The organism is Mesorhizobium sp. M0621, assembly GCF_040320745.1.
Classification (GTDB): Bacteria; Pseudomonadota; Alphaproteobacteria; order Rhizobiales; family Rhizobiaceae; genus Mesorhizobium.
The window spans coordinates 62346-74378 of sequence record NZ_JAMYQF010000015.1 but is presented as its reverse complement, the minus strand read 5'-3'; the positions used below and the strand labels follow the sequence as shown (position 1 = coordinate 74378).

Genomic DNA, 12033 nt, shown 5'->3' with positions numbered 1-12033 from the left:
AAATGCCTGACAATAACGTGAATACCTCACTCTCCAGCGGTAAGGATCCCAAAGCCTGGTTGGCCCAGCACGGCATCAACGAGGTCGAGTGCCTGGTGCCGGACATGAATGGCGTGCTGCGCGGCAAGGCCTTGCCGACGGCCAAATTCCTCCAGGCGCTGGAGGACCGTGCGCTCTATTTGCCGAGCAGTGCTTTCCTGGTCAGCATCGACGGCCGTTATTCCGGCTCGATCGACGAGGGTTTTGCTTATTCGGACCCGGATATGCGCATGGTGCCTGATGTTTCGACGCTCTGCCTGGCGCCGGGCGCTGGTGCTGGCAAGGCCTATGTTTTCGCCGATGCCTTCCACATGGACAACCGGCCATGGATGGCCTCGCCACGCCATGTGCTGCGGGCCGTGCTCGATCTCTATCGCCAGCGCGGCTGGCGGGCGGTGGTGGCGCCGGAGCTTGAATTCTATCTCACCGCGCCCAATCCCGATCCGGACCAGCCTCTAACCGCGCCGGTCGGCGCCAATGGCCGCGCGGAGACCGTGCAGCATCCCTATGACATGGCGGCGCTCGAGGAGTTCGAGCCGGTGATCCGGCGCATCTATGATTATGCGGCGGCGGCCGGACTGCCGCTCGATACGCTGATCCATGAATCGGGTACGGCACAGCTGGAGATCAATTTCCTGCATGGCGATGCGCTGCCGCTGGCCGATAAGGTGCTGCTGTTCAAGCGATTGACGCGCCAGGCCGCCCAGCAAAGCGGCATGCACGCCACCTTCATGGCCAAGCCGATCGCCGCGCAGGCGGGAAGCTCGATGCATCTGCACATGTCCGTCATCGACGAGGCCGGCAAGACGCTGTTTGCCGGTAGCGACGATGCCGACACCGCGATGTTCGGCCATTTCATCGGCGGCCTGCAGAGATATGTCCCCGAAATCATGCTGCTGTTTGCGCCCAACGTGAACTCGTTCCGCCGCATAAGGCCGAACCACAGCGCGCCGGCCAACATCGAATGGTCGCATGACAATCGCTCCTGCGGCCTACGCGTGCCGGCTGGCGGCCGTGCCGCTCGGCGGGTGGAGAACCGGCTTCCGGGAGCTGATTCCAATCCCTACCTGGCAATCGCCGGCTCGCTGCTTGCCGGCTATCTCGGCGTCGAGCGAAAGCTCGCACGGTCGGCCGAGGCGTCGGGCAACGCCTACAAGATCAAAAGCACGCTGCCGAAGACCATGGAGGAGGCGCTTGACCGTTTCGCTGCTTGCGACCCGGTGCGGGAACTGCTCGGCGAGGATTTCTTCCAGACCTATCTGCGCGTCAAGAGCGTGGAGCTCGATCTGTTCCAGGGCGTGGTGACGAGCTGGGAACGCGATCACCTGCTGCTGAAGGTGTAGTGATGGGCTTCAATTCCGAGGGCTTTAATTCCGGTTTGGATATCGGCAAATCCTACTATGTCGCGACGGCTAATCCGTCGCCGGATCATCCTGCCCTGCAGGGCGATGTCGACGCTGACCTTGTCGTGGTTGGCGGCGGCTGCACCGGGCTCTCTGCCGCCCTTCACGCCGCCGAGCGTGGCCTGAAAGTGGTGCTGCTCGAAGGCGGCAAGATCGGCTGGGGCGCATCGGGGCGCAATGGCGGCCAGATGATCCCCGGCCTGCGCAAGGGCGCCAAGGGTCTGGTCAAGCTCTATGGGCCCGAGCGGGCAAAGGTGCTGTTCGATCTCGCCTTCGAGGCGCGCGGCCTGGTGCTCGATATCATCGAACGCCACGCCATCGACTGCGATCTCAGGTTGACCGGCCATCTGGTTGGCGCGGTCAATGGCTCCGATCTCAGAGACCTTGAGGAAGAAGCTGAGTGCCTGGCCACGGTGATGAAGTTCCCGCACGCCGAAATCCTGTCGGCGGCGGAGGCACGCGGCAAGGTCGATACGCCCTATCACGGCGCGATGTACGAGCCGCTTGGCGGCCACATGCATCCGCTGAATTACACGCTCGGCCTTGCCCGCGCCGCGGTCGCTGCCGGCGTCACCATCCACGAGAATTCCGTTGCCGTGCGGCTGGAGCGCGAGCCTTCGATCCGGGTCTCGACAGCAAAGGGTTCGGTCCGGGCAAAATACGTCGTGCTGGCGGGCGATGCGCTGCTCGATGGACTGGAGCCGCGCGTCAACAGCCGCATCATGCCGGTCGGCAACTACATCATCGCCACCGAGCCGCTGGAGGGCAAGCGCAATGTCATCCCGGCCAATGTCGCGGTGTCCGATACCCGCTTCGTCGTCAACTATTACCGGATGTCGGCGGATGGCCGCCTGCTGTTCGGAGGCGGCGAGCGTTACACGCCATCGCCGCCGGCCGACATTGCCGGCTTCGTGCGGCCGCACATGGAAGCCACTTTCCCGCAACTTCAGGGCTGCCGCATCGACCATGCCTGGGGTGGGCTGGTGTCGGTGACGACGTCGCGGCTGCCGCATGTCGGGCATTATGGCGAGGTCTATTTCGCGCATGGCTATTCCGGCAAGGGCGTCATCCTGTCGACGCTGTCGGGTAAGCTGCTGGCCGAAGCGATCACGGGCGACGCCGCGCGGCTCGATTTGTTCTCGACGCTGACGCCGATGCCGTTTCCAGGCGGCACAGCGTTGCGCGTTCCGCTCTATGTGCTTGGCATGCTGTGGTATGCGATGAGGGATCGCATCAAGCATTGAGGGCCAGCGGGGCGGCGACAAAGTGCAAAAGCCGCGATCCTTCGCGCCCCCCTCTGTCCTGCCGGACATCTCCCCCGCAAGGGGGGAGATTGGCAGCTTCGTCGCTTCGCCCACTCCTGCGCCGTCGGAGATTGGCGAAAGCCGGCGTGACGTCCGATCTCCCCCCAAGTGGGGGAGATGCCCGGTAGGGCAGAGGGGGGCGCTGTCCCGTCGACATTGAAGGTTACTGGAGAAGGCCTCTCAGACCACAAAAAAATCCTCGATACGCTGCCTGGCTCCAAGCAGCGCCGGCAGGATTTCCCGCTCCATCTCGGCGACGGAAAAACGTGCGGACTGGGTCGAGACGTTGATGGCCGCGACCGTGCTCCCAGAGCGGTCACGGATCGGCACGGCGATCGAGCGCAGGCCGAGTTCCAGTTCCTCGTCGACGATGGCAAAACCGTCTGCCTTGGCCTTGCCGATGGCGTTGGCCAGCAGGCTGGTATCGATGATCGTCTTCGGCGTTCGTTTTTCGATCGTTGCCTGGCCGAGAAATACGTCCAATTCCCCTGATGTCAGGCCCGCGAGCAGGATGCGCCCCATCGAGGTGCAATAGGCAGGCAGCCTGGTGCCGACATCGAGTGACACGCTGAGAATGCGGCGGCCGGGAATGCGGGCGACATAGACGACATCCTCACCCGACAGGATGGCTGCCGAGCAGGCCTCGTTCAGCTGAGCGGCGACCGCGCGCATGATGGGGGCGGCGAAGGCCCATAGCGAGGCGCCGCCGAGCCAGGTGCGGGCAACCGTCAGCAGGCGCGGCGACAGCGAGAACACGCGGCCGGCCTGTGTGGCGTAGCCAGTGGCGACAAGCGTCAGCAGAAAACGGCGAGCGCCCGCACGGGTCAGACCCGCTTCCTCGGCCATTTCGGTCAGCGTCATGCCCGAAGGGTGCCGGGCCAGGATCTCCATGACGGCAAGGCCGCGCTCAAGCGAGCCGACATGATCACGGGAAACGGCCTCTTCGTCCATCTTGTCTCCGCAGAACGGCATCGGCGTCAGGATTGACTCCACGCCCTCGCTTAACGTAGAAAGTATCACATACGAAACATATGTTCGCAATACGAACTTTCTCAATCCGGAGCCGAAGCGATGGTCAAGTTCCTGCCGCTCAAACAGGCCGTGGCGGAGAATTTGAACCATGGCGACACGGTCGCCTTCGAGGGCTTCACTCATCTGATTCCGACGGCGGCGGCGCATGAGGCGATCCGCCAGGGCTTTCGTGACCTAACCCTGATCCGCATGACGCCGGACCTGATCTACGACCAGATGATCGGCATGGGCATGGCGAAGAAGATCGTCTTCTCCTATGTCGGCAATCCCGGCGTCGGCTTGCTTAGGCGCGCCCGCGATGCCATCGAGAACGGTTTTCCTAGGTCGATCGAGATCGAAGAGCACAGCCATGCCGGCATGGCCAACGCCTATGAGGCAGGTGCGGCCGGTCTGCCTTGCGCTGTGTTTCGCGGCTATCGCGGCGCCGGCCTCGCGGCGGTCAATCCGAACATCAAATCGGTGACTTGTCCGTTCACCGGCGAAGTGCTGGCGGCTGTCCCTTCGATCCGGCCCGACGTCACCTTCATCCACGCGCAGAAGGCCGACAGACAAGGCAATGTGCTGGTCGAGGGTATTATCGGCATCCAGAAGGAAGCGGTGCTGGCGGCCAGGCGCGCGGTGGTGACGGTCGAGGAAGTGGTCGACAATTTCGACGATCTGCACCCCAATCTGACCGTGCTGCCTCGCTGGACGATCGCGGCGATATCGGTGGTGCCCGGCGGTTCGCATCCGTCCTACGCGCATGGCTACTATGCGCGCGACAATGCGGCCTATCTGGAATGGGACGAGATCGCCGCCGACCGCGAGAAATTCCAGGCGTGGATGCAGGTCAACGTCATCGAGAAGAGCGCCGGCGATTTCGCGGCCCGCGTCGAGCATCTGAGGAAAGTGGCATGAGCGGCGATCAGAAGCCCTTGGGCTTCACCCCCAACGAGATGATGATGATCGCCGCCAGCCGCGCGCTGCGCAATGACGATGTCTGCTTCGTCGGCATCGGTGCGCCGTCCGCCGCCTGCAATGTGGCGCGGCTGACACATGCGCACGACATTACCTTGATCTACGAGAGCGGCACGATCGGCACTGCGCCAGACGTGCTGCCGCTGTCGATCGGCGACGGCGAATTGTGCGAGACTGCTGTGACCACCGTCGCGGTGCCGGAGATGTTCCGCTATTGGCTGCAGGGCGGCCGCATCTCGATCGGCTTCCTCGGGGCGGCGCAGCTCGACAAGTTCGGCAACATCAACACCACGGTCATCGGCGACTATTTCCATCCCAAGACCAGGCTGCACGGCGGCGGCGGCGCGCCGGAGATCGCGACGTCGTCGAAGGAGATCTACATCACCATGGCGCAGACCAAGCGCGGCATGGTCGAGAAGATCGATTTCTTCACCTCCTTCGGCCATGGCGAGGGCGGCGATCATCGCCAACGCCTTGGCATCGAGACATCAGGCCCGACCTTGCTGATCACCGATCTCGCCATCTGGAAGCCGGATCCGGTGAGCAAGGAATTCACCGTCGTGTCGCTGCATCCAGGCGTCACACGTGAGCAGGTGCAGGAGAGCTGTGGCTGGTTGGTAAAATTCGCCCAAGCGCTTGACGAAACGCCGGCGCCAAGCGAACTCGAACTCAAGACATTGCGTGACCTGCAGGCCCGCACCAAGGCGGCGCATGAGGGAACCGGAAAAACAAAGGCTGCATGACATGGCCGAGGCCTATATCTGCGACTATATCCGCACGCCGATCGGCCGTTTTGGCGGTTCGCTGTCTTCGGTACGATCAGACGATCTCGGCGCCATCCCGCTAAGAGCGCTGGTCGAGCGCAATCCTGGCATCGACTGGCAGGCGGTGGACGATGTCGTCTATGGCTGCGCCAACCAGGCTGGCGAGGACAATCGCAACGTGGCGCGCATGGCGCTGCTGCTGGCAGGGCTGCCGAAGGAGATCCCGGGCTCGACCGTCAATCGCCTGTGCGGCTCGGGCATGGATGCGCTGACCATTGCCGCGCGCGCCATCAAGGCCGGCGAGGCGGAATTGATGATCGCCGGCGGTGTCGAATCGATGAGCCGCGCGCCCTTCGTCATGCCCAAGGCCGACACGGCATTTTCGCGCAATGCCGAGATTTACGACACCACAATCGGCTGGCGCTTCGTCAATCCGCTGATGAAGAAGCAGTATGGCGTCGATTCGATGCCGGAGACCGGCGAGAACGTCGCCGAGGATTTTTCGGTGTCTCGCGCCGACCAGGACGCCTTTGCCGTGCGCAGCCAGGACAAGGCGGTCGCCGCACAGGCCAATGGCCGGCTGGCCAAGGAAATCACCCCAGTGACGATCCCGCAGCGCAAGGGCGATCCGGTGGTCGTCTCGAAGGACGAGCATCCGCGAGCGGGCTCAACGGTCGAGGCGCTGGCCAAGCTGCCGACGCCGTTCCGGCAGGGCGGCACGGTGACGGCCGGCAACGCCTCCGGCGTCAATGACGGGGCGGCGGCGCTGATCGTTGCCTCCGAGACTGCCATCAAGAAATACGGCCTGACACCGATCGCCCGCATCCTCGGTGGTGCCGCCGCCGGTGTGGCGCCGCGCATCATGGGCATAGGTCCGGCGCCGGCGACGCAAAAGCTCTGCGCGCGGCTCGGGCTGGCGCCAAAACAGTTCGATGTCATCGAACTCAACGAAGCCTTTGCCTCGCAAGGCATCGCCGTGCTGCGCCAGCTCGGCATCGCCGAGGACGCGGAGCACGTCAACCCGAATGGCGGTGCCATCGCGCTCGGCCATCCCTTGGGCATGTCGGGCGCCCGCATTTCCGGTACGGCGGCGCTGGAGCTTCGCGAACGCGGCGGCCGCTACGCGCTGGCGACCATGTGCATCGGCGTCGGCCAGGGCATCGCGATCGCGCTCGAACGGGTCTGACCGGCAGCCCTCTTTTGGCCGGCCAAGATCGAGAATCCGGTGCGTGGTCAAATTTGACCACGTGGACAAAAGTCCGGACCCGTTCCATAGTTCCCCGTCTGATATTTTCACGAACAGCCGGCTCGACACGGCTGTCGAACAGAGGGGAATGCAATGAAAAACCGGAAGAACAGAGTCCAGATAGAACGCGACGGGCTTTCGCGACGCAACGTGCTGGAGCTGGGCGCACTTGGCCTGGCCGCGGCGATGCTGCCGGGCGCTGCCTTCGGCAAGGACAAGAAGCTGAAGGTGGCGGCGATCTTCGCCACGCCGATCGAGGAGCCATGGGACAACCAGATCCATGTCGCCTTGCAGAAAGCCGAGAAGGAACTCGGCATCGAGTACAAATGGTCGGAGAAGGTGCAGACCGCCGATTTCAGCCGCGTGATGCGCGAATATGCACAAGGCGGCTACCAGCTGATGCTGGGCGATGCCTTCGCCGCCGAGCGCGAGTCGCGCCGCACCGCCAAGCAGTTTCCGAAGACCGCCTTCCTGTTCGGCTCGGGCGCCGGGCCGGCGGAACCCAATTTCGGCGTCTTCGACAATTGGATTCACGAGCCGGCCTACCTCTCCGGCATGATCGCTGGCAAGATGTCGAAGTCGGGCACGATCGGCGCCGTCGCGGCGATGGGCATTCCGGAAGTGAACCGGCTGGTCAACGCGTTCTTCGCCGGCGCCAAGGAGGTCAATCCCAACATCAAGAAGAAGGTCGCCTTCATCGGTTCCTTCTTCGACCCGCCGAAGGCCAAGGAGGCGGCGGTCGCGCAGATCGACGCCGGTGTCGACGTCATCTATGCCGAGCGCTTCGGCGTCATCGAAGCGGCGGTGGACAAGAAGATCCTCGCCATCTCCAACATGTCCGACCAGTCGAGCCTCGGCCCGGACACGGTGATTACCGGCCCGGTCTGGGACATGTATCCGACCGTCGAGCAGGCGATCAAACTGGTCAAGGCCGGCGTCTTTACCGCGCAGGACTATGGCGATTTCTCGCGCATGGCCAAGGGCGGCTCGCATCTGGCGCCCTACCACAAATTCGACAAGACGCTGCCGACGGACGTCAAGGATCTGGTCGAGAAGAAGAAGGCCGAGATCCTGGAAGGCAATTTCCGGGTCGATGTCGACGAGAACACGCCGGTTTCGGATTGATAGCCGGTCTTTAGGGGGTGGTGCCAGGCGCCCCCCTCTGTCCTGCCGGACATCTCCCCCTCAAGGGGGGAGATTGGCAGCTTCGTTGACGCGCCGTTTTTTCAGGGCGGAAAATTGGCGAAGGCCGAAAGTGACATCCGGCAGGACAGAGGGGGGTGCAGCGCATCCCATCGATCAGAGCCAATTGGAGCACCCTTGCCCGCCCCCCTCATCGAAATGCGCGGCATCACCAAGAGCTTTGGCGCGGTCAAGGCCAACGAGGCTGTCGACCTCAGCGTCGCTCCCGGCGAAATCCTCGGGCTACTGGGCGAGAACGGCGCCGGCAAGACGACGCTGATGAACGTGCTGTTCGGCGCCTATGCGCCCGACGCGGGTGAAATTCTCATCCAGGGCCAACCGGTCCGGATCACCAGTTCGGCCGATGCGCTGGCCGCCGGCATCGGCATGGTGCACCAGCATTTTCACCTCGCGCCACGGCTCACTGTGCTGGAAAACCTTTTGATCGGCATTCCCGGCAAGACAGGGCGGATCGACCGCGCCGGCGGGCTGGCGCGACTGGCAGAAATCAGCAGGCAGCATGGACTGACGCTTGATCCGGCTCTTCCCGTCTCGGCGCTGTCGGTCGGCGAACAGCAGCGGCTGGAAATCGTCAAGGCGCTGTTTCGCGGCGCCAGGCTGCTGATCCTCGACGAGCCGACGGCGGTGCTGGCGCCGAGCGAGGTCGACGGACTGTTTTCGGCATTGCGGTCGATGGCGGCGCAAGGCCTCGGCATCATCTTCATCTCGCACAAGCTCAACGAGGTGCGGGCGCTGACGCATCGCTGCACGGTGCTGCGGCATGGCCGCGTCGCCGGCCACGTCGATGACCCGGCCAACACGACATCGGCCGCAATGGCGCAACTGATGTGCGGCCACGAGATCGCGCCGCCGGCGCGGGGACCATCGACGCCCGGTGCTGATGTGCTCACCCTCAAGGGCATCTCGACATCGCATCATTCGGGTACGCCGCTGCGCGATGTGTCGCTTGCCGTTCGTGCCGGCGAGATCCTCGGCATTGCCGGCGTGTCGGGCAATGGCCAGCGTGCCTTGGCGGAGGTGATCTCCGGGACGCGTGTGCCTGACGCCGGCCAGATGACGATCGCCAGCAGCAAGGTCACACGGTTCTCGCCGCGCGAAGTGCAGGCGCTCGGTCTTGGCCGCATTCCGGAAGACCGCATGACGACGGGGCTGGTCACCAACCTGCCGCTTGCCGATTCGATGGTGTTGCCGCGCATCGGCACCGCCGCTTTCAGCAGCAGGGGCCTGCTCAAGCCGGATGCGATCCGCGCCTTCACCGAAGAGCAGATCAAGGCCTATGATATCAGGTGCCCCGGGCCGATGACGCGCGCCGGCGCGCTGTCCGGCGGCAATCTGCAGAAGGCGCTGCTGGCACGCGAGCTCGCCTTCGATCCGAAGGTGCTTGTTGTCTCGCAGCCGACGCGCGGCCTCGACATCGGTGCCGCCCGTTTCATCCATGAAAAGTTCCTCGACATGCGAGCGAAGGGCTGCGGCATCATCGTCATCGGCGAGGATCTCGAAGAGCTGCTGGTGCTCTGCGACCGCATCGCGGTGATGTATGAGGGCCGCATCGCCGGCACGCTCGACAGTGCCGATGCGACGATCGCGCGGCTTGGCCTGATGATGACCGGGGCGGAGGGGAGAGTCTAGATGAACCTTCTGGCGGCGCTGACCCCCACCCCTAACCCCTCCCCACAAGGGGGAGGGGGATGCTGCCGCGCTCCGGTCACACAGCTTCCGAGCCCAAACTTCAGCCGTTTTGTCGTGGTCAGCGCCTCCGAGAGTTCCCCTCCCCCTTGTGGGGAGGGGCTAGGGGTGGGGGTCCCTCTTCGTCAGAATCCTTGTTCGACAGACCGAACAGAGGGTGCCGCCTAATGTTCCGCCTGGAAGTCCGCGCAAGCACTCCTGCCTGGTTCAACCTCGCTTTGCCATTGCTGGCGATCGGAGCAACGCTCATCTTGTGCAGCGGCCTCATCGCGCTGGCCGGCGCCGGCGTGCTCGAAGCCTATGGCGTGATGTTCACGGCCTCGCTGGGTGACAGCTATGCGATCACCGAGACGATGGTGCGCGCCGCGCCGATGATTTTTACCGGGCTGGCGGTCGCGGTCGCCTTCCGGGCCAAATTCTGGAACATCGGCGCCGAGGGGCAGTTGCTGGCCGGCGCGGTTGCCAGCTGCTTTGTCGGCGCCATCCCGATGCCTGGGCCGCTCGCCATGGTCTTGATGGCGGTGGCGGGTGCTGCCGCCGGCGCTGCGGTGGCGCTGGTGCCGGCGACATTGCGCGTAAAATTCAAGGTCGACGATGTCGTCAGTTCGCTGCTGCTCAACTCGGTCATCTACTATGCGCTGATGGCGCTGATCGAGGGGCCGTGGAAGGACTCCTTCAGCGGTTATCCGATCTCGCCGCCGATCGAGGATTCGGCCAATTTCCCGGTGCTGCTCGAAGGCACAAGACTGCATCTCGGCGTCGTCGTGGCGCTGATCGCGGCACCGCTGATCTGGTTCCTGATCGTGCGCACGACGCTTGGCTTCCGGATCAGGGTCACCGGCGAAAACCCGGAAGCCGCTAGATATGGCGGCATCAACGTCGAACGCGTGCTGCTCTCGACAGCGTTGCTGTCCGGTGCGCTGGCGGGGCTGGCCGGCGTCGGCGAGGTCGGCGGCGTGCATTTCCAGGTGATGAGCGACATCTCGCCGGGCTACGGCTATTCCGGCATCGTCGTTGCCATGCTGGCGCGGCTCAACCCGCTTGGCGTGGTGCCGGCGGCGATCTTTCTTGCCGCCGTGATGACCGGCGCCGAGGCGATGTCGCGGGCGACCGGCGTGCCGGCCTTCCTCAGCGATGTCATCCAGGGAACCGCGTTGCTTGCCATGCTGGTGGCGCTGCTGTTCACCGCCTATCGCATCCGCCGTGTCGGAGCGGCCCGATGAGCGCGGTGTTCGAACAGATCTTTCAGGTCGGCTTCCTCGCCGCCATCATCCGAATCGCCACGCCGCTGGCTTTTGCGACGCTCGGCGAAATGTTCTCCGAGCGCGCCGGCGTGCTCAATCTCGGCATCGAAGGCATCATGCTTTTGTCGGCGATGACCGGCTTCACCGCCGCCAGCCTCAGCGGCAGCCTGTGGCTGGGCGTGTTGGCGGCGGTGCTGACCGGCATGCTCATGGGCGCGCTGCACGCGCTGTTCACTGTGGCGCTAGGCCTCAGCCAGCATGTCTGCGGCATCGGCGTGACGCTATTCTCTTCGGGCCTTGCCTATTTCCTCTACCGGCTGATCTTCGGCCAGCAATCGGTGCCGCCGAACATCAAGGGTTTTCAGACACTGCCGATCCCGATCCTGTCCGACATTCCGGTGCTCGGGCCGGCGGTGTTCAACCAGTTTGCGCTGGTCTACATGGCGATCCTTGCGATCCCGCTGGCCGCCTTCGTGCTCTACCGCACGCCATGGGGCCTGTCGGTGCGCATGGTCGGCGAAAACCCGCGCGCCGCCGATTCGGCCGGCGTCAGCGTCATCGCCGCGCGTTTCGAGGCGGTCATCCTCGGCGGGGCGCTGATGGGTCTGGCCGGCGCCTTCCTGTCGATGGCGCAGTTCAACGCCTTCACCTTCGGCGTGGTGTCGGGGCGCGGCTGGGTGGCGATCGCGCTGGTCGTCTTCGGACGCTGGGACCCGTGGCGTTCGGCGGGTGCGGCACTTCTGTTCGCCTTCGTCGACGCCTTGCAATTGCGCATGCAGGCGAGCGGGCTCGGACATATCCCCTACGAGGCGTTCCTGATGCTGCCGTTCATTTTCACCATCGTCGCCATGGCGGTGATGTCGCGCAACGCGGTGGCGCCGTCGGCACTGCTCAAGCCATTTCGACGGGAAGAGCGGTAAGCGAGTAGGACTTGGTGTCCTTTCCTCTCCCTCCGGAGGGGGGAGAGGTGGCGCTGCGAAGCAGCGACGGAGTGGGGGAACCACCCGGCAACGGCCGCCAACGGATATTGAAAGGGGACCAAGGCGCAAGAACCTTCCTGTGCCGCGCCAACGGTCGACCCCCCCTCCGTCGAGCTACGCTCGACACCTCTCCCCCGATCGACGGGGTAGAGGAAGGGCGCCAAGCTGACGAAGA

Annotated in this window: 10 protein-coding genes; 9 read left to right on the top strand and 1 reads right to left on the bottom strand. The window is 64.3% G+C overall.

Annotated features, from left to right (window positions below):
* The first annotated feature begins 2 nt into the window (after window positions 1–2).
* Together NKI38_RS13330 and NKI38_RS13325 are read left to right on the top strand one after the other, a co-directional pair.
* Window positions 3–1382: a glutamine synthetase family protein gene (locus tag NKI38_RS13330; RefSeq protein ID WP_352658252.1), complete on the top strand. Its 1380-nt coding sequence runs from the start codon at window positions 3–5 to the stop codon at window positions 1380–1382.
* A 2-nt stretch (window positions 1383–1384) separates the two neighbouring features.
* Window positions 1385–2686: an NAD(P)/FAD-dependent oxidoreductase gene (locus NKI38_RS13325; protein ID WP_352658250.1), complete on the top strand. Its 1302-nt coding sequence runs from the start codon at window positions 1385–1387 to the stop codon at window positions 2684–2686.
* 240 nt (window positions 2687–2926) lie between these two features.
* Here the strand turns inward: NKI38_RS13325 and NKI38_RS13320 are convergent, their stop codons facing one another.
* Window positions 2927–3697, bottom strand: a complete 771-nt coding sequence (locus NKI38_RS13320; protein ID WP_352658248.1) for an IclR family transcriptional regulator domain-containing protein — start codon at window positions 3695–3697, stop codon at window positions 2927–2929.
* Between the two features lie 120 nt (window positions 3698–3817).
* On the opposite strand from NKI38_RS13320, the gene NKI38_RS13315 reads away from it, so the two are divergent.
* The 7 genes from NKI38_RS13315 to NKI38_RS13285 all read left to right on the top strand — a co-directional run bounded on the left by NKI38_RS13315 (window position 3818) and on the right by NKI38_RS13285 (window position 11798).
* The gene (locus tag NKI38_RS13315) at window positions 3818–4675 is read left to right on the top strand and encodes a CoA transferase subunit A (RefSeq protein WP_352658247.1); all 858 of its coding nucleotides are present in this window, start codon (window positions 3818–3820) and stop codon (window positions 4673–4675) included.
* Window positions 4672–5478, top strand: a complete 807-nt coding sequence (locus tag NKI38_RS13310; RefSeq protein ID WP_352658245.1) for a CoA-transferase subunit beta — start codon at window positions 4672–4674, stop codon at window positions 5476–5478. Before NKI38_RS13315 ends, NKI38_RS13310 begins: the two co-directional genes overlap by 4 nt.
* Before the next feature lies 1 nt (window position 5479).
* Window positions 5480–6685, top strand: coding sequence for a 3-oxoadipyl-CoA thiolase (pcaF, locus tag NKI38_RS13305; RefSeq protein WP_352658343.1), 1206 nt, complete (start codon window positions 5480–5482; stop codon window positions 6683–6685).
* Between the two features lie 153 nt (window positions 6686–6838).
* The gene (locus NKI38_RS13300; protein ID WP_352658242.1) at window positions 6839–7870 is read left to right on the top strand and encodes a BMP family protein; all 1032 of its coding nucleotides are present in this window, start codon (window positions 6839–6841) and stop codon (window positions 7868–7870) included.
* Window positions 7871–8065: 195 nt separating this feature from the next.
* The gene (locus tag NKI38_RS13295) at window positions 8066–9577 is read left to right on the top strand and encodes an ABC transporter ATP-binding protein (protein ID WP_352658239.1); all 1512 of its coding nucleotides are present in this window, start codon (window positions 8066–8068) and stop codon (window positions 9575–9577) included.
* 224 nt (window positions 9578–9801) lie between these two features.
* Window positions 9802–10857 carry an ABC transporter permease gene (locus tag NKI38_RS13290; RefSeq protein ID WP_352658236.1) on the top strand — a complete coding sequence of 352 codons (1056 nt, stop codon included), beginning with the start codon at window positions 9802–9804 and terminating at the stop codon, window positions 10855–10857.
* Window positions 10854–11798 carry an ABC transporter permease gene (locus tag NKI38_RS13285; protein ID WP_352658234.1) on the top strand — a complete coding sequence of 315 codons (945 nt, stop codon included), beginning with the start codon at window positions 10854–10856 and terminating at the stop codon, window positions 11796–11798. Before NKI38_RS13290 ends, NKI38_RS13285 begins: the two co-directional genes overlap by 4 nt.
* Window positions 11799–12033: the final 235 nt, after the last annotated feature.